Below are 17,997 nucleotides of genomic sequence, written 5' to 3' on the forward strand. Positions count from 1 at the left end.
CCGGCGATGGATTCGCTTATTTTAGCCCTTTCGGGCGATTTTCTCGGCACACCTGTATATTTCTGGGCGGCATTCATCACGATCGTCGTGGGTTTGCTGGTTTTCGACCTTGGCATTCTGCATCGTGACGAACATGAAATCGGAGCCAAGGAAAGCCTGCTCCTCTATGGTTTCTATGTCCTCATCGCATTGGCCTTCGGCGGCTGGGTCTGGTGGGAACGCGGCTCGCAGGCAGGCCTTGAATTCTACACCGGCTATCTGATCGAGCAGAGCCTTGCGATGGACAATATGTTCGTCATCGCAACGATCTTCGGCTTTCTTGCCATCCCCCGCCTTTACCAGCACCGCGTGCTTTTCTGGGGTATTCTGGGCGTCATCGCCTTCCGCGCAATCCTGATCGGACTGGGCGCGGCACTGGTGCACGAGTTCAACTGGATCCTGTTCCTGTTCGGCGCCTTCCTCGTCTTCACCGGCTTCAAGATGTTCCGCCATCAGGATGAGACGCCCGATATCGAGCAGAATGCGGTCTTCAAATTCCTCCGCAAGCGCTTCAATATTACGAGCGAAGTGCATGGCCGCAATTTCACCGTCAAGAAGCCCGATCCGAAAACCGGCAAGCTGGTCACCTGGCTGACGCCGCTTGCGGTCGCCCTGATCATGGTTGAAACCGTCGACCTGATCTTCGCTGTCGACTCTGTGCCCGCCGTCTTTGCCGTCACGCAGGATACGTTTATCGTCTACACGTCGAACATCTTCGCCGTCCTTGGCCTACGTGCGCTCTATTTCGCACTTGCCGCCGCCATGAACCGCTTCCGTTATCTTCAGGTATCGCTGGCGATCATTCTGGTGCTGATCGGTATCAAGATTTTCCTGGTGCCGCTGGGTGTCCACATCAACACGCTGCTGTCGCTGGTGGTAACGCTCGGTATTCTCGCAAGCGGTGTCCTCTACTCGCTCTACAAGACCCGTAACGAGCCGGATATGAGCGTCGAAGAACTGGCCGCGCAACAGCATAAGGAAAGCTGACCGCAAGCTCTGCTTTCCCAGAGCGGTTCCGGTTAAAACGGAATCGTGGAACCGCTCTATCTATTTGTTTTGCGCATTATCCTACGCAAAACCGCTACACACTTTTGCTGGAAATGCTCTAAGACAAAGCCCCCGGACTTCTTCAAGTCCGGGGGCTTTTCATTTCGGGCAGAGGATCAGGCTGCGATATAGTTTTTCAGGAAGGCGCGTGTGCGGTCCTGCTGCGGGTTGCGCAGCACGTCTGCGGGCGCACCTTCTTCAACCACAACGCCGCCATCCATAAACACGATCCTGTCGGCAACCTCACCGGCAAAGCGCATTTCATGCGTCACGATCAGCATCGTCATGTGTTCAGCGGCAAGCTGCTTCATGACCGCATTCACTTCATCGACCAGTTCCGGATCGAGCGCCGAGGTCGCCTCGTCGAACAGCATTACCTTCGGCTGCATGGCTAAGGCGCGAGCAATGGCGACGCGCTGCTTCTGGCCGCCGGACAGGCGCGACGGGTAGACGTCCACCTTGCTGGCGAGCCCCACCTTGTTGAGCAGTTCCAGCGCGAGTTCGCGGGCCGCCGATTTCGACATGCCCTTCAGCTTTGTCGGTCCCAGCGTGATGTTTTCGAGCACGGTGAGATGCGGGAACAGATTGAAGTGCTGGAACACCATGCCCATCTGCTGACGCACCGAGTTGATGTGCTTTTCAAAAGCCTGCCCACTGAGCGGCTGGTTGACCTGCAGTCCATCCAGCCAGACCTCGCCACCATTCAGCGTCTCCAGATGATTGATGGAGCGCAGCAATGTGCTCTTGCCCGAACCGCTGGGGCCGATGATCGCAATGATCTGGCCGCGCGATACCGAAAGATCGATCCCCTTCAGGACCTCCAGCGCACCATAGGCTTTGCGGGCGCCCTTAACTTCAACCATAGGCTTCAAGGCGCTCATCGCGTAACCTCCACTTTTCTTTCGATATGCCGCAGGCCCGCTTCCATGACGAGATTGACCACATAATAAAGTGCGGCGGCAGTCAGATAGAACTCAAACGGACTATAGGTTTCACTGATGGCGATCTGCGCGCTGTGAACCAGTTCGGCAATGCCGATGATCGACACGAGCGACGTATCTTTCAACAGCACGATCATGTTGTTGCCGATGGGCGGGATGGTGTTGCGAATGGCCTGCGGGATGATGATATAGCGCAGCGCCTGTCCACGGCTGAGCCCGATGGATCGCGCACCTTCCATCTGGCCGGGATCGACCGAGACAATACCCGCCCGGAACACATCCGCATTATAGACAGCGAAATGCAGGCTGAGGCCAAGAATGCCGGCAAACAGTGCTGGAATATCAATGCCGATCTGCACCAGACCGTAATAGATGAGATAGAGCTGCAAAAGCAGCGGCGTGCCCATGAAGAGCCACATGAAGAAGCGGACCGGATAGGCGAGCAGCGCCGGTGCGTAAAGCACAACCAGTGCAAACGCGATGCCGAGGATAAAGCTCAGCGCGCTGGATGCGACCGCAAGAACGAAAGTCCACCACAGTCCGGTCAAAAGAAGATCGGTATAGGGAGCGACGATACTGAAATCGAGAGCTGGCATAGCGTCCTCCCTCAGCGTGCAGCGAAACGCTTGTCGAGCAGATCGACAATCGACGCCACCACATAGACGATGACCATGTAAATGACCGCAGCAACCGCGAAAATCTCGAACGGCTTGTAGGTCGAGCTGATGAAACGTTGCGCTGTATAGGTGAGTTCAACCACGGAAATGGTCGACACCAGCGCCGAACCCTTGACCAGAGCAACGGCATTCACACCGAGCGGGCGGATCATCAGGCGCGCGGCCTGCGGCAGAATGATGAGGCGCAGGGTCTGTCCGCGTCCAAAGCCGATCGAACGGGCCGCTTCGTGCTGCCCCCGGTCAACGCTTGCAATCGCGCCGCGAATGGACTCGGCCATATAGGCGCCGATATTGAGTCCCAGACCGATCACACCAGCCGCATAAGGCTCCAGTTCCAGACCGATCTGCGGGCCGCCGAAATACAGAACGAACAGCTGCACGAGACAGGGCGTTCCACGAAAGATGCTGACATAAGCGCCGGATAGAAAACGCAAAATAGTACTGTTTGAAAGGCGTCCGGCGACCAGAATGCCCGCAATGACGAATCCCAACACGAGAGCAAGCACGGAAATCTGCACGGTTACCCATGCCGCCTCCAGAAAAAACGGGAGGACGTGCCGCATTAACGCAAGATCCATAAAACTACTCCGGAAGATCGCATGTGCCGGCCCGGACAAACCGGGCCGGATTAAAAGCCGGCTTAGCGAATATCGCTACCGATCCACTGCATCGAGATTTTCTCGTAGCCGCCATCGGCGAGCATGTCGTCGAGCGCCTTCTGCATGGCAGCCTTGAGTTCCGGATTGTTCTTGCGAATGGCAATGCCGAGCGCCTCGCGACCGCCTTCAATATTCGGCGTATCGAGAATGCGGACCTTCTGGCCGGTTTCCTTGACGGCGATCTTCACCGGAATGCTGTCCATGATAAGCGCATCGATGCGACCTGCATCGAGATCGATCAGCATTTCCGGCAGACCCTTATAGGTGCGGACATTGAGGTCGCCCTGTGCCTTGGCCCACTTCTCGTGGGCATCGCCCATGGTCACGCCAACGGTCTTGCCATTGAGGTCTTCAAGCTTCTGGATGGAGGAGTCTTCCTTGACCACAACCGTGCGGCCCGCATGGTAGTAGGGTCCCACAAAGTCGACAGCCTTTTCGCGTTCCGGCGTGATGGTCATGGAGGCGACGACGGCGTCATATTTCTTCGCCAGAAGACCCGCAATGATGCCGTCAAACGGCGTGGTCACGAGCTTGACCTTCACGCCCAGACGATTGGCGATTTCCGTTCCGATGGAAGCGTCGAAGCCAACCACCTGGTTATCAGCATTCGTGAAGCTGAAGGGCGGATAGGCGCCGCTCATGGCGACGCGCAACTCACCGGTTTCCTTCAGCTTTTCCAGCTCGTCAGCATGCGCAGGCATGGCTGAAAAAGCGGCTGCAATCGCAACGGCGCCCGCCGCAAACAGGGTCTTGAGCTTCATATTCATGGCTTTGTGTTTTCCTCTGGAATGGTCTTATTGTTAGGCTTATGGTTTGCCATCAACCTTCATCGGCAGAGCTTCGCACAGGCGTTGTTTTCAAGCATCCTGCAATATGACTGCGGACCCGACACATTGCCGGAATTGACCGGCATATTGTCGGCGGAGGAGATGCTTTTCCCGACGAAAATACGTCGTTGAGCATGAACGTGCTGTCCCGCCCCTCATCGATAGAACAAGCGCCATACCTTGAACCCCGAGCGCGAAAAAGGCCGCGCTCCCATCCGACGAACCGAATGGGGGTGCGACCTTGAAAACCGGCCCTGATATCGAAGCCTTTACTTCAACGCAGCCTCGAAACTGTCAGCGAGAACGCTGAGCAGATGATCGGCATTGGCGCGGTTGAACACCATGGACGGGCGCATCTTCAACACGTTGTCGTGCGGACCCTCGGTGCCCATCAGGATGCCGCGTTCGCGCGCGCCGTCGTTGATCTTGCGGGCCAGCGCCGTTGCCGGAGCCTTGGTCTTGCGATCCGTGACAAGCTCGATACCCAGGAACAGTCCCTGACCGCGAACATCGCCGATAATATCGAAGCGCTGCTGCATCTTGCGGAAACCGTCGATGAGATAGTTGCCGACATTCAGCGCATTCTCGCGCAGCTTGTCCCGTTCGATCACATCGATGACTGCAAGACCCGCGGCACAGGACACCGGATTGCCGCCGAAGGTGTTGAAATATTCCATGCCGTTATTAAAGTTGTCTGCAACTTCGCGGGTGGTCACAACAGCCGACATGGGGTGGCCATTGCCAATCGGCTTGCCCATGGTGACGATATCCGGCACGACGTCCTGCATTTCAAACGCCCACCAATGGCTGCCGACGCGACCGAAACCGACCTGCACTTCGTCGGCAACGCAAAGTCCGCCTTCCGCACGAACCATAGCGTAAACTTCCTTGAGATAGCCTTCCGGCAAGAACACCTGACCAGCGACACTCGGAATGGATTCCGCAAAGAAGAAAGCCGGCGCACAACCCTGCTTGCGCATGGTGTCGATCTGTTCGGCAATGCTTTCGGCAAAGCGCTTGCCATGCTCCTCGAGCGGCCAGTCTTCCGGCGCGTGGTAGCTGTCTGGAATGACCGCTTCATAGACGTGATCCGGCCGTCCCTTGCCGCCCTTCCGCTTGTACTTGTAGGGGCTGAGATCAATCAGTTCCTGCGTGGTGCCGTGATAGGCCCAGTCGAGAACGATGGCTTCCTTGCGTCCCGTATGATTGCGCGCCATGCGCAACATCAGGCTGTTTGCTTCACTGCCCGAGCAGGCAAAGGACGCAACCGTCAGCCCTTCCGGCAAGGTTGCCGTCAACCGTTCGGCATAGGCGACGATATTGTCGTGCAGATAGCGCGTGTTCGTGTTGAGCAGCGCCGCCTGACGGGCGATGGCTTCCACAACTTCCGGATGGGCATGGCCCAGATGGCAGACATTGTTGAAGCAATCGAGATAGGCGCGGCCATAATTGTCGATCAGCCACGTCCCGTCGCCGCGCACGAACTTGATCGGCTCCGAATAGGAAATCGACAGGTTCGGCAGCAGGATTTCCTTGCGCTTCGCGATGATCTCGGCGCGGGTGCGTCCATCCTGATGGAAGGTTTCCGGCGGAATACCGGCCAGCGCCGCCACATCCGGGAAGACATCGGCCCATACGTCGAGATAGGCGGCTTCGCCAACGCCCAGAATTTCGGTTGCCGTCAGATTGATATCCGTCGTCATTTCGAAATGCAGATGCGGGGTCCATCCGCCATTCTCGTGAATGTCACCCATATGACCAACGAGATCGCCAGCCTGCAACTTCTGACCCGGCTTGAGACGACCAAGCGCCTCATGCGCCATGTGTCCCCACAAGGTTACGAAAGGCGGGCAGCCTTCCGGACGATGCTCAAGCTTGACCAGACCGCCATAGCCGAGCGGCTCGCGTTCGATTTCGACACTGACGACGGTTGCGGCCAGCGGCGTATAAAGCGGCGTTCCGGCAGGCATGAACAGATCGACGCCCAGATGATGGATGCGGCGCTGCCCTTCGATGAAGCGCGATTCAAACGCTGTGTCGGTATAGACAGTGCGCTTTTCGCCCCAAGGTCCGATACCAAGCTGGACGTTGTTCTCGGCGCAGAAATTATCCCACCATTCCGTCGCTTCCTTGGCGCGCTGTTCGGCGGAAGCAACAGTCATGAAATGCGTTGCATCGCCATAAGGCACAAGCGCCTTGGTCATGGTTGCCGGTGCCGGGCGCACGATCGGCGCAAATGTTTTGCTGTTATCGGCAATCCATTTGCGAACCGCACCCGCGCCTTCAATGGCGTCGAAGCCGCAGGCCTTGCGCAAAATAGCAGTGGCAAAGCGCGGGTTCATCGCGTCCATCTTTTCCAGAAGACGCCAGGCCGGTGCCTCGCTGATCGCGAGATATGGATTGTCATCCGTTTTGTCGTGGCGCGAAGCCGAGAAAGTGACGCTGGTGACGAGACGCATGGCGATGAGATCGAACAGCAGGTCGATTTCTTCCGTCTTGAGCGGGTATTTTTCATGGAAGCCAGCAGCCAGTGCTGCCGCCGCGCCGATTGGATCTTCCATATCGAGGATGGAATAGGCGCAGGCAATGGCGACTTCGGCGATCAGAACGGTGTGCACCGCATCGCCAAAATCGATCAGTCCGGCAATCTGTTCATGGTCGCCCTTGCTGACCAGCACATTCCAGTCATTCGCGTCATTATGGATGACCTGCGCGCGCAAGCGCGACAATTTCGGCGCGACATGGTTTTCAAAACGCACGATGAAGCGTTCAAGCAGCGCACGCCTGTCGGCATCATGGACGAAATGCAGGCGGGTCCGCGCCCGGCCTGCATGGCGCAGATCCCAATCGAGTTCGCGCACGGCGCCCGGATGAATAAAGCCCTGCAAGGCATGATCCAGTTCACCAAGCGAGCGGCCCAGATTACGCATCAGTTCGAATGTGCGCTTGACTTCCGCGAGCGGAACGCCCGGAAGCCACCCCACCAGTCTCATGGCGTGGCGCTCGCCGCCGGTAGCCACAGCCGATGCAAGCACATCGCCGGAAAGGCTCGGCTTCAGCTGCGGAACGGCAAGCTTTGCATCCGCGTTGGAAAGATGGTGCAGAAGTGCGGTCTGGAATTCGCTTTCGACGTGCGGCTCGCTGGCATTGACGATCTTCAAAATCCAGTCGGCGTCCGTTCCGGTTTCCAGGCGAAAATTGCGATCTCGTTCGCTGTCGAGCGGTGATGCCGTCGCGGTGACGCCAAAGACTTCAATGGCTAGTTTCTCGGCATCGGCTGCGGAAAACTGCGGGTTCGGATGGGAGAGATCGGTCATAGACGGTGCGTTTCCAGTTTACATTTCTTATCAGAAGCTTGGCACGCAATGCGTTTTCGGGCATCAAGTATCCTGTCGGAAGAACCGGCACTTTGTCGGAATAGACCGGCATATGTCCGGTCATGCGTATAGGGTAACGATGCGGGAACTTGATGCGAAAGATCGCGAAATACTGGCAATTCTGTCCAAGGAAGCGCGCATCGCGCTGAAGACACTGGCCGGTCGTATCGGCTTGTCCCGCAGCGCGACCAGCGAACGTGTCACGAATCTGGAACGCAGCGGCGTTATTCGCGGCTATCGCGCGGATATCGGCGAGATCGATACCAATTTCATCCGCGCCATTTTGCTCGTAAGCCTGAAACGCACGCCCGCTCTGGCGCTTCTCGACATATTGGCGCAGCATGCGGAAGTCCGCCGCGTCTCGTCAGTCAGCGGACAGCTTGATCTGGTTGTCGAGCTGGAAGCGGCGACGATCGACGATCTGAACCGCGTGCGCGACCTCGTTGCCGCCCATGATATCGTCGACGACATCACCACCGCTTTCGTGCTGCGGCGCGATATCGACCGCGAAGTCAGATAGGCATAAATCAAGCGGCAAGCGGAAGCTCGCGCTTCGCCTGCCCACCATATTGCTTTAAGCTTTTGTTTTCACGAATGTCTTTGTCCCGAAACCCGTTTCCGCTTTCGGGAGACATGCTCTAGCCCTGATAAATATCAGCGCGTGTTTGCGGCACAGCCGAAATGCCACGTTTGCGCTTTGAGGCAAGCGTCTGGTTGATCTGAACCGTTCCGCGCTCAAACGCCAATGCGCATCCTGCGAGATACAATATCCAGAGGCGCGCCCGCGGATAACCAACCTCGGCAACGGCCTTGTCGAAATTGGCATGAAGCCGGTCCGCCCACATGCGGCAGGTGCGCCCATAGTGCTCGCGGAGATTTTCCACGTCATGTACCTCAAAGCCATGGCCTTCGAGATTCTCGACCGTCATGCCCAGATGGTCCAGTTCACCGCCCGGGAAAATGTATTTCACCAGCGCCAGATGTTCCGCACTCTTGCGGTTGAAGCTCTTCTTGTTCTTCTTCATCCGGCGGGTAATGGCGTGATGCATATAGAGGCCGCCGGGCCGCAGCAAACGCCGTACCGATTTGAAATAGGTGTCGTAATTGGCAATGCCGACATGTTCGAACATGCCAATGGAAGAAATCTTGTCGAACGCCTGATCAAGCTCGGTATAGGACTTGATGTGGATGGTGATCTTGTCTTCCAGCCCGGCAGCCTTGATCCTTTGTCGGGCCAGCGCGGTCTGTGCTTCTGACAGCGAAACGCCGGTTCCAATCACGCCATAATTTTGCACGGCATGGATCAAAAGCGCGCCCCAGCCGCAGCCGATATCCAGAAAGCGGTCGCCCGGCTTCAGACGCAGCTTGCGGCAAATCAGATCCAGCTTGTCGTGCTGTGCCTGATCCAAACTGTTCTGCCAGTCGGTGAAATAGGCGCAGGTGTAGACCATGCGTTCATCGAGAAACAGCTGATAAAACTCGTTCGACACATCGTAGTGATGGGTGATCGCTTCCTTGTTCGAGCCGCTGACGAAGGGAGACTTTCCGTCGATATTTTCCTGGTCCTTTGCCTTTCCGGCAAAGAGCAGCGATGGAATGCCTTTCAGCAACTGCCATTTCGGCAGCGCCTTGATCCGGTCCTTGAGATGACCGTCGATCTTTGTTTCGGCGACATCGAAGATGGTTCCGTTTTCGATGTCGACCGCGCCGGAGGTCCAGAGGCTGATGAGCGTATCGTAATTCGGCTTCAGCACCACCTGACGCACGACCGACGGGTCCTTGATCGCCAGTGTCGGCCCGTCAAAGGCGCCGATCTGGGTGCCGTCCCACAGTTTGACATTCAACTGCGGTCGAATGGTTTCGACAATGGTCCGAATGGTACGCGCCGCACCGGTCTCTGCTGCCATGCAATGTCTCCCAATCTGGACATCGATTCGCTATGAAAAATTACCGTAATCTCTCCGATTGGAGAAAGCATCAGGAATACCGATCTGCTGCGCGGTGCGATACAAGTTACCGTGAACGCACAGCTTTTCAGCGTATGGTTTGACCGCGATGAATATCCTGCGGCCTGATTTTGGCAAGTGCAGACACCAGAACACCGGTGATGACAGCCTTGACCACATCGCCCGGAATGAAAATGGCCAGGAGCTTGACCGCTTCAAGGAAAGGCTTTGCGAGGATCAACGACATGCCGATTGCGCCGAACAGATAGAGCACCACGATGCAGCCCAGAACCGCGCCGATAAAGGTCGACACGCCGAGATTGGCGATGGGCGCGCGCTCGATGAAAAGGCCAGTGACGTAAACCGCCGGAATCCAGCCGAGCAGAAAGCCAACCGTCGGGCCGGAGAACACGCCAAGACCGCCGCGTCCAACCGCGAGAACCGGCAATCCGATCGCCACCAGCAGGATGACCAGCGCGACGGCGGCGACACCGCGTTTCGGCCCCAGAACGGCCCCGGCAAGCATCACGCCGAGATTTTGCGCGGTAATCGGCACGCCGAAGCCGAGCGTGACAGCCGGCAAAAATCCCAATGCGCAGATCAGCGCTGCAAACAGGGCCACATGGGCGACATTTCTTTCCATTCGGGAAGCCTTTATTTGAGAGTTCCGCCGCGAGCACGCAATGCTTCGGCAACATGATCGGCATCGTCAAGCGCGGCCAGTGACAGCGGCAGCACCAGTTGCCAGCCCGGACGCCTGCGCGACCGGGCGCGCCATGCTTCAACAAGCTGTCCGGCCTTGGCAATGAGCACCGGCGAAAAGCGTATCACCAGCGGAATGGCCGTTTCGAGAATTTGCGTCGGCAGGCCGAGGCGACGCAAAGGCGCATTCAGAAACCGCAGCAGATGCACAAAATCTTCAAGCGGGGTGGTCATCGTCACCAGATTGGCCAAAGCGATCATCGTGACGACCCGTACCGTGATCTCCACCCCTTCAAGCGCGGTGTAGAAAGCCAGATGCCAGAGAAAAATAACCGCAGCAAAAGGCAGAACCGGGCGCATGGCCTGCAAGCCAGCGCGAAAGAATACCCACCCCGGAAGCACGTAGAGCACAAAGCATAACACGAATGCGCCGAGCTGGAACCAGACCGACTGGACCATGAAAAGCGTCGTGGTCGCAATGCAAAGCGCGGCGACCTTGGCCGCCACCGGCCATTGATGGGCGCGTGTTTTAACGGGAGAGGTGAGAGAGATCATCGCTCTTGCCCTGAAGGATCATTTCTTCAACATAGCGGGTCAGAACCGTTTGCGCATCCCCGGTTTCCCGGATCTGGCCCTGATCGATCCAGAACACTTCGTCATAGCCGTGCAAGTCTTCCGGATGGTGGGAAATGTGGAGAAGACGCGCCTCACCGGCATTCAGATAGCGCGACAGCTGATGCCGCGTCGGAATATCGAGCCCGGCAAAAGGCTCGTCGAGAATGATGAGTGCCGGGCGCATGGCGACCACCGCCATCATGCAGACGAGATGCTTCTGCCCTTGTGACAAAGACTGGATTGCGGCATCGGCCCAATGTTCCTTGCCGAAATCGCCCAGCACCTTTGTCGCCATCGTCCGCGCATCGGCTTTGGTTGCACCTTGCTGGCGCAGGCCGAAAGCAATTTCCTCAATGACAGTTGGAAAGATGATCTGGTGTTCGGGGTTTTGAAACAGGATACCGACCGTCGAAAGCGCCGCCTTGCGGTCTTCGTAAAGGTCCTGGCCCGCAATACGGATCGCGCCTTCCGAGGGTTTCAGCAGACCAGCCAGAAGCCGCGCAAGCGTGCTCTTGCCAGAGCCGTTTCTGCCGACAATACCCATTCTGCGCGCTGTAGAATGAAGCGAAACACCATGCAGGATCGGTCGCCCGGCTATGGCATAACCGACGCCGTCGACAGCAATGAATGGTGCAGATGCGCCATTATCGGGCATGGTTCAACAATCCTGCTTCTGGCCTGCTTCTGGCCTGTTTTCGGCTTGGTTCCGACATTTCTGAAAAGCCTTGCAGGCTTTGACCAGAACCCGGCCGGGATTGCAACCATACAGGCAAGCTCATCGCGCAAGGGGATCACGATGTTCATTCGTCAGACCGGTTTGTCGGTTCGTCCGTTTTTGCTGTTTCCCGACGGTTAAAGATTGGTTAATGTTCAGTTAATTGCGCCGGTCTCGCGGCGACCCAACGCAGTTAGCGTTGGATGGGGGAGAAAATGAAAAATGCGCAGCGGTTCAATAAAAAGGGATAGCGGGGCGAAAGCGAAATTGCCCGCCAGCACACAATTAAAAACGAATGGACAATTGAAGCGACCGATCTGGATCGACCGGCTTACGGCATCGGAACTGGCGCTATTTGCCTGCTCGTGCGCTGTCGGCACGATTATTGTGCTCAGCCAGATGCTCCAGTTCTGAAGCTGCGGCTTTATGAAAAAGGCGGGACTGAATAGTCCCGCCTTTTGTTTTATCAGGCTGCCAGCGAGGCGATATCGATCACGAAGCGATAGCGCACGTCGCTTTTCAAAACGCGCTCGTAAGCTTCATTGATATCCTGAATTTTGATCATCTCGATTTCCGAGACGATGTTGTGCTCGCCGCAGAAGTCCAGCATTTCCTGGGTTTCCTTGATCGAGCCGATCATCGAACCGGACAGGCTCTTGCGGCCCGGGATCAGCGAGAAGGCATGGACCGGCACCATATGTTCCGGCGCGCCGACATTCACCATGGTTCCATTGACCTTGAGCAGGCCCAGATAGGCATTCCAGTCGATGGCAACGCCCACTGTGCAGATGATCAGATCGAAGCTGCCCGCCAGTTTTTCAAAGGTCGAGGCATCGCTGGTAGCGTAATATTCCTTCGCACCAAGCTTGAGACCGTCATCCTTTTTCGAAAGCGACTGGCTGAGCACCGTGACATGCGCGCCCATCGCATTGGCAAGCTTGACGCCCATATGGCCGAGCCCGCCCATGCCGACGATGGCCACGCGCTTGCCGGGACCGGCGTTCCAGTGACGAAGCGGCGAATAAAGCGTGATGCCAGCACAAAGCAGCGGTGCCGAAGCGTTAAGCGGCAGATTGTCCGGAATGGAAAGCACATAGCCTTCCTTGACGACGATCTGGTCGGAATAGCCGCCCTGTGTGCGCGCCTTTCCTTCGGCGTCATCGCAGTTATAGGTCTGGATCAGGCCCGGCAGATATTGTTCGTTGTCGACGTCGCGCGTCGCACAGCCGACACAGGAATCCACGAAGCAGCCGACGCCAACCTTGTCGCCAACCTTGAACTTCGTCACCTTGTCGCCGACAGCCGTGACAATGCCCGCAATTTCATGACCGGGAACGATTGGATAAACGGCATTTTTCCACTCGTTGCGAACCGTGTGAATGTCGGAATGGCACACGCCGCAATACTGGATCGAGATGACCACATCGTCGGCATTGGGTTCGCGACGTTCAAACGTGAACGGCACCAGCGGCTGATCCGCATCGGTGGCGGCATAACCTCTTGCAATAGCCATAATAAACTCCGTTTTTCAGGGGAAAATTGGGGGAGGATGAGATGATTGACTATGCTCCGAACCGGGAAAACAGGGTAGACCGATCCTGCAAGCTTCTTGCACAATCCTGCAAATCTGACGTTCTCGATCAACCCTGTCCCTTGGTTTCGATTTCCGAAAAGGATAAATAAGGACCGTGTCGGATCGTTGACAAAGCAAGGTGCCCATGAACTTACCCATCGATGCATATAGGGAACTGGCGTCGCTTGCCGAGCGCTTCATCGAGACCGATGGCGAGCGCAAAACCGCGATTGACGGCCTGTCGATAAGCAGACGTTCGACGCCGAGCGTGCCCTGCCATGGCAGCTATCGCCCGTGTCTGGCCATGGTTCTTCAAGGCGCGAAATCCCTGCGCCTTGGCTCGGCCACGATCAACTACGCAACCGGGGAATATCTGGTCACTTCGCTCGACCTGCCGGTGACCTGGCGCGTGGTAGAAGCAAGCGCCGAAGCACCGCATCTTTGCCTGTCGCTCGCCATCGACAGTGAAAAGCTGGTTGATCTTCTCGGTCGCAGCGACATTCGCCGCGGCATTGCTCTCTCGGAAAACCAGTGGGGCATCAGCGTCAATACTGCGCCTGCCGGGCTGGTCGATGCGGTGATCAGGCTTTTGCGCCTCCTTGACAGCCCGGAAGATATTCCCGTGATGGCGCCGCTGATCGAACAGGAAATTCTCTATCGCCTGCTGACAGGCCCAAGCGGCGACCGTCTGATCAATATCGCCACAGTGGACAGTCAGGCCAACCGGATCGCGCGCGCCATCGGATGGCTGCGCCAGCATTTTGCGCTGCCTTTGCGCATCGAACAGTTGGCCGAGCATGTGAATATGAGCCCGTCGTCATTTCACCACCATTTCAAGTCGATCACGGCCATGACGCCGATCCAGTATCAAAAGCAGCTGCGCCTGAGCGAAGCGCGCCGGCTGATGCTGGTCGAGAGACTGGATGCCGGCACGGCTGGACACCGCGTGGGCTATCAAAGTCCTTCGCAATTCAGCCGTGAATATAGCCGCCTCTATGGCAATCCGCCGGTTCGCGATATCGAGGCCGCCTAAAAACATTACAAAATTTGTTCAAACGTCTTCGCCATCGGCATGCTTTGCTTGCTGTTGCTGTCGTATTCCCTATCTATAACCGGGGCGGGTCGATGCATGCATGATGGTGAAGATGATGAATACAAACGTCCAGGGCTTCTCAAATCCAGAGCGAAACTTTTCCGTTCCGGCCAATGAAGTCGAACGGCTCGAAAGCGTTCGCAGCCTTGTCTCCCTTTCGAGCATCGGTTTGCCTGAACTCGACACGCTTGTCGGTCTCGTCAAGGACGCGTTTGGCGCGAGCACATCCGCCCTCAACATCGTCGATCAGGACTGGCAACGCGTCGCGGCCAATGCCGGGCAGCAAGTCAGCAGCTGCCCGCGCGAGATGACCGCTTGCACATTCGTGGTTGAAAGCGGCAAGAGCTTTGTGGTCGAAGACATGGTTGAAGACCGCTTCTTCTGCACCATGCCCTATGTCACCGGCGAACCGCTTTTCCGGTTCTATGCCGGCGCGCCGGTTTCGGTCGATGCGGGCCTGACGGTTGGCTCGCTTTGCATTCTCGACAACAAACCCCGGCATATTTCCCAGAGCGATCTGGCCAAGCTTGAAGACTTTGCACGCGTTGCGAGCGGCCTTCTGCGCCTGCAAAAGACCAACAAGTTCCTCAATGACGATTCCATTGCGCTCAAGCGTCTGGCCCTGACCGACCGGTTGACCAAACTCTACAATCGCGGCGCGCTTTACGAGCTGGCAATCCCGATGATCGAGGATGCGCTGAAGAACGGCAGATCGGTTGGGGCGCTGTTGATCGATCTCGACCGCTTCAAGGCCGTGAACGACACACATGGACATATTATGGGCGACGCACTGCTGATCGAGGCCGCGCGGCGTCTGCGCTCTGCCCTTGGGGCCGACGATCTGCCGGTACGGGTCGGCGGCGATGAATTCGCGGTTGTTCTGCCCAATGCAAACGGCCAAAACGAAATTGAAGCCGTCGCGGCAAAGATCGTGGCAGCCTTCCGCGAGCCCTTCATCATTAACGGCATTGTTCTGGATGTCTCCGCCAGTATCGGCGCTGTTGTCGCGCCACGCGACGGCCTCACGCCGCAGGATCTGGCGCGCAATGCCGACATCGCGCTTTACGAGGCGAAGGGCAAGGGACGCAACTGTTACAGCGTCTTTGCCGCAGCAAACTGATCTGAGCCCTCTATCCAAAACACCGCAACCGATCAGAACTGACCGGTTGCGGTGCTTTCATTTCAGGTTTTTCAGTCGAAAAACTGGTTCCGCGGCCGCGGCAGTCCGAGATGATCGCGCAGGGTAGAACCCTCATAGTCGCTACGGAAAATATTGCGCCGCTGCAATTCCGGCACCAGCTTTTCCACCACATCGTCCAGCCCTTGCGGCACGAATGGAAACACCACCGTAAAGCCATCACAACCGGCCTCGTCCAGCCATTGCTGCATCTCGTCGGCGACACTTTCGGGCGTTCCCACGAAAGCGAGACCCGAATAGCCGCCATAACGTTGGGCAAGCTGGCGCACCGTCAGGTTTTCTTCGCGTGCCAGCTTCAACACCTGTTCCTGGCTCGACTTGCTGGCATTGGTGTCAGGAAGTTCCGGCAGATAGGAATCCGGATCGAGACCGGACACATCGTGCCCGATGGCAATCGACAGCGACGCAATGGCGCTGTGGTAATGAACCAGACTGTCGAGCTTTGCGCGTTTTTCCTTTGCGTCGGCAACCGTCTCACCAATGACGATAAAGGCGGCAGGCAATATTTTGAGGTGGTCCGGATTTCGCCCGACAGCAGCAACGCGGCTCTTCAGGTCGGCATAGAGTTTCTTGGCATCGGACAATCCACGCGGCGCGCAGAAAACAACCTCGGCTGTCTCGGCGGCCAGCTGCCGTCCCGGTTCCGACTGCCCCGCCTGCACGATCACCGGCCAGCCTTGCACCGGGCGCGCAATATTGAGCGGCCCGCGCACGTTGAAATCGTCGCCCTTGTGGTCAAGGACATGCATCCGCGACGGGTCGAAATAGATGCCGGATTGCTGATCACGCAGGAATGCGTCATCGGCAAAGCTGTCCCACAATCCCGTCACGACATCGAAGAATTCACGCGCGCGCTTGTAGCGTTCATCGTGAACGAGATGCTCCTCTTTGCCAAAATTGAGCGCCGCATCCGGGTTGGAGGTCGTGACGATGTTCCACGCCGCCCGCCCCTGACTGATATGATCGAGCGAGGCAAAGCGCCGGGCGATATGGTAAGGCTCGTCGAAGGTTGTGGACGCCGTTGCGGCCAGACCGATCTTGTCTGTCACAGCCGCCAGCGCTGACAGCAGGGTGAACGGTTCAAAAGACGTGACGGTGTGGCTGCGCTTCAGCGCCTCTTCCGGCATGTTGAGCACGGCCAGATGGTCGGCCATGAAGAAAGCATCGAACTTGGCGGCTTCAAGCTTCAGCGCAAAAGACTTCAGATGGTAGAAATTGAAATTGGCGTCGGGATAGGCTCCCGGATATCGCCATGCGCCGGTGTGCAGACTGACGGGGCGCATGAAGGCGGTAAGGTGTAACTGTCGTGTCATTCGTTCATTCCCGAAGCAGTTTCGAACCCCAATTTTAAGGGGCTTGATCCCACAACGGCAAGCACGACCTGTTTCCACCGACCGGCGCAATTGCGCAACATTTTGTTATCGGTAGGGGGGCCTGTAGCAATCGCGACCTGATCGATTTGCAATTCGAAACAGGGCGTAAAAGGCCCGCCCCGATTTCGCGGGGCGGGTTTTCAATCAACGATTGAATCTTACTTTTCGATGGTGCGGTTCCAGCGGCTGTTGAGCTGCTGGCGGCCTTCATTGACGGCGTCCCAATCGAGCGTGTTTGCGGTTTGCATATAACCGCGGAACGCATCAAGTTTGGCCTGTGCTTCCGGCGTACCGGCCTTGGCCTTCTCGTTCGACGGGATGACATTGCCATGATCGAGCGCTTTGCTCTGCGCATCGGCAGACAGCAGATAATGCGCCAGCTTCTGGCTCAGTTCAGGCTCGCTGTTGCCTGCCAGCACGCATTCTGTCACGGCGAGAACGACCGAACCTTCCTTCGGCTGTGCATATTCAACCGGAATGCCCTTGTCCTTCAGGTTGTTCACGCCGGTTGGCGTCAGCGGGAAGATTGCGGCTTCACCGGTCTGGACCATTTCCGAAATCTTGGCCGACGACGGGATATACTCCAAAACATTCTTGCCGATCATGTCGGGGAACTTCTCGAAGCCCGGCTCGAGGTTCTTGTCGTCGCCGCCCTGAATGCGGTTGAACATCAGGAATGCATGCAGACCGAAAGTCGAGGCCGAAGCCGACTGGAACACGACGGCATTGGCATATTTTTCGTCAGCGAAGTCCATCCACGAGGTCGGCGCAGCCCAACCCTTTTCGTCGAAAAGCTTCTTGTTATAGGCAATGCCGGTCATGCCCATATCGACGCCGATGGCCATATCATCCTTGATGCGGGCGGCGGGCTGGATATCGGCCAGAACCGGATCGCCGGAGATTTTCTGGCACAGGCCGCCATTGATTGCGCGAACCATCACGCCATCGTCAAGCAGCATGACATGCATCTGCGGATTGTCCTTCTGGGCGGTGGCCTTGGCGAGAATGTCAGCCGACGTGCCCGGCACGACCACGACTTTCACGTCATTGGCTTTTTCGAATTCCGGCAGGACGTGCTCGGTATAAGCCTTTTCCATATTGCCGCCATTCATGCCGATATAGAGCGTCTTCGTTTCTGCCGATGCGGCGGAAGCGAAAGCGACCGACAGGCCAAGCGCGGCTGCAACGGTTTTCGTAATCCGGTTGGTGTTCATG

At 57.1% G+C, this 17,997-nt stretch carries 18 protein-coding genes; 6 read left to right on the forward strand and 12 right to left on the reverse strand.

Annotation, left to right across the window (positions count from 1 at the left end):
* Window positions 1-6 precede the first annotated feature (6 nt).
* Window positions 7-1,026 (forward strand): TerC family protein, encoded by a 1,020-nt coding sequence (locus FHW00_RS09185; protein ID WP_078338232.1) that lies wholly within the window; start codon window positions 7-9, stop codon window positions 1,024-1,026.
* A 176-nt stretch (window positions 1,027-1,202) separates the two neighbouring features.
* Here the strand turns inward: FHW00_RS09185 and FHW00_RS09190 are convergent, their stop codons facing one another.
* The 5 genes from FHW00_RS09190 to FHW00_RS09210 all read right to left on the reverse strand — a co-directional run bounded on the left by FHW00_RS09190 (window position 1,203) and on the right by FHW00_RS09210 (window position 7,507).
* Entirely contained in the window at window positions 1,203-1,967 is a 765-nt protein-coding gene (locus FHW00_RS09190) for an amino acid ABC transporter ATP-binding protein (RefSeq protein ID WP_078338231.1), read from the reverse strand.
* Entirely contained in the window at window positions 1,964-2,623 is a 660-nt protein-coding gene (locus FHW00_RS09195) for an amino acid ABC transporter permease (protein ID WP_078338230.1), read from the reverse strand. The genes FHW00_RS09190 and FHW00_RS09195 overlap by 4 nt, the downstream gene beginning before the upstream one ends.
* Window positions 2,624-2,634: 11 nt before the next feature.
* Window positions 2,635-3,282, reverse strand: a complete 648-nt coding sequence (locus FHW00_RS09200) for an amino acid ABC transporter permease (protein ID WP_078338229.1) — start codon at window positions 3,280-3,282, stop codon at window positions 2,635-2,637.
* Between the two features lie 62 nt (window positions 3,283-3,344).
* Window positions 3,345-4,130, reverse strand: coding sequence for an ABC transporter substrate-binding protein (locus FHW00_RS09205; RefSeq protein WP_078338228.1), 786 nt, complete (start codon window positions 4,128-4,130; stop codon window positions 3,345-3,347).
* 329 nt (window positions 4,131-4,459) lie between these two features.
* Window positions 4,460-7,507, reverse strand: a complete 3,048-nt coding sequence (locus tag FHW00_RS09210; RefSeq protein ID WP_078338227.1) for an aminotransferase class III-fold pyridoxal phosphate-dependent enzyme — start codon at window positions 7,505-7,507, stop codon at window positions 4,460-4,462.
* A 139-nt stretch (window positions 7,508-7,646) separates the two neighbouring features.
* On the opposite strand from FHW00_RS09210, the gene FHW00_RS09215 reads away from it, so the two are divergent.
* Window positions 7,647-8,087, forward strand: a complete 441-nt coding sequence (locus tag FHW00_RS09215; protein ID WP_078338226.1) for an Lrp/AsnC family transcriptional regulator — start codon at window positions 7,647-7,649, stop codon at window positions 8,085-8,087.
* A gap of 118 nt (window positions 8,088-8,205) precedes the next feature.
* On the opposite strand, the gene FHW00_RS09220 is transcribed toward FHW00_RS09215, so the two are convergent.
* The 4 genes from FHW00_RS09220 to FHW00_RS09235 all read right to left on the reverse strand — a co-directional run bounded on the left by FHW00_RS09220 (window position 8,206) and on the right by FHW00_RS09235 (window position 11,374).
* Window positions 8,206-9,474, reverse strand: a complete 1,269-nt coding sequence (locus tag FHW00_RS09220) for an SAM-dependent methyltransferase (protein ID WP_078338225.1) — start codon at window positions 9,472-9,474, stop codon at window positions 8,206-8,208.
* Between the two features lie 127 nt (window positions 9,475-9,601).
* Window positions 9,602-10,156: a biotin transporter BioY gene (locus tag FHW00_RS09225; protein WP_078338224.1), complete on the reverse strand. Its 555-nt coding sequence runs from the start codon at window positions 10,154-10,156 to the stop codon at window positions 9,602-9,604.
* Between the two features lie 11 nt (window positions 10,157-10,167).
* On the reverse strand, window positions 10,168-10,770 hold the full coding sequence (locus FHW00_RS09230; protein WP_078338223.1) for an energy-coupling factor transporter transmembrane component T family protein: 603 nt from the start codon (window positions 10,768-10,770) through the stop codon (window positions 10,168-10,170).
* Window positions 10,745-11,374, reverse strand: coding sequence for an ABC transporter ATP-binding protein (locus FHW00_RS09235; RefSeq protein WP_210189476.1), 630 nt, complete (start codon window positions 11,372-11,374; stop codon window positions 10,745-10,747). The genes FHW00_RS09230 and FHW00_RS09235 overlap by 26 nt, the downstream gene beginning before the upstream one ends.
* A gap of 15 nt (window positions 11,375-11,389) precedes the next feature.
* Between FHW00_RS09235 and FHW00_RS09240 the strand changes: the two genes are divergently transcribed.
* Window positions 11,390-11,686, forward strand: a complete 297-nt coding sequence (locus FHW00_RS09240; protein WP_162762662.1) for a hypothetical protein — start codon at window positions 11,390-11,392, stop codon at window positions 11,684-11,686.
* Window positions 11,687-11,767: 81 nt separating this feature from the next.
* Window positions 11,768-11,959, forward strand: coding sequence for a hypothetical protein (locus FHW00_RS09245; RefSeq protein ID WP_078338221.1), 192 nt, complete (start codon window positions 11,768-11,770; stop codon window positions 11,957-11,959).
* 52 nt (window positions 11,960-12,011) lie between these two features.
* Here FHW00_RS09245 and FHW00_RS09250 read toward each other — a convergent pair whose 3' ends face one another.
* On the reverse strand, window positions 12,012-13,058 hold the full coding sequence (locus FHW00_RS09250; RefSeq protein ID WP_113534332.1) for an NAD(P)-dependent alcohol dehydrogenase: 1,047 nt from the start codon (window positions 13,056-13,058) through the stop codon (window positions 12,012-12,014).
* Window positions 13,059-13,263: 205 nt separating this feature from the next.
* On the opposite strand from FHW00_RS09250, the gene FHW00_RS09255 reads away from it, so the two are divergent.
* Together FHW00_RS09255 and FHW00_RS09260 are read left to right on the forward strand one after the other, a co-directional pair.
* A complete protein-coding gene (locus FHW00_RS09255) occupies window positions 13,264-14,151 on the forward strand; it encodes an AraC family transcriptional regulator (protein ID WP_078338220.1) in 888 nt (295 codons plus the stop codon).
* A 112-nt stretch (window positions 14,152-14,263) separates the two neighbouring features.
* A complete protein-coding gene (locus tag FHW00_RS09260) occupies window positions 14,264-15,331 on the forward strand; it encodes a diguanylate cyclase domain-containing protein (RefSeq protein WP_445558201.1) in 1,068 nt (355 codons plus the stop codon).
* A 71-nt stretch (window positions 15,332-15,402) separates the two neighbouring features.
* Here the strand turns inward: FHW00_RS09260 and FHW00_RS09265 are convergent, their stop codons facing one another.
* Window positions 15,403-16,722 (reverse strand): LLM class flavin-dependent oxidoreductase, encoded by a 1,320-nt coding sequence (locus tag FHW00_RS09265; RefSeq protein ID WP_182514645.1) that lies wholly within the window; start codon window positions 16,720-16,722, stop codon window positions 15,403-15,405.
* Window positions 16,723-16,940: 218 nt separating this feature from the next.
* On the reverse strand, window positions 16,941-17,996 hold the full coding sequence (locus FHW00_RS09270; protein ID WP_078338218.1) for an ABC transporter substrate-binding protein: 1,056 nt from the start codon (window positions 17,994-17,996) through the stop codon (window positions 16,941-16,943).
* Window position 17,997: the final 1 nt, after the last annotated feature.

Origin of the sequence: Ochrobactrum sp. P6BSIII, from assembly GCF_014138065.1 — a bacterium.
Classification (GTDB): Bacteria; Pseudomonadota; Alphaproteobacteria; order Rhizobiales; family Rhizobiaceae; genus Brucella.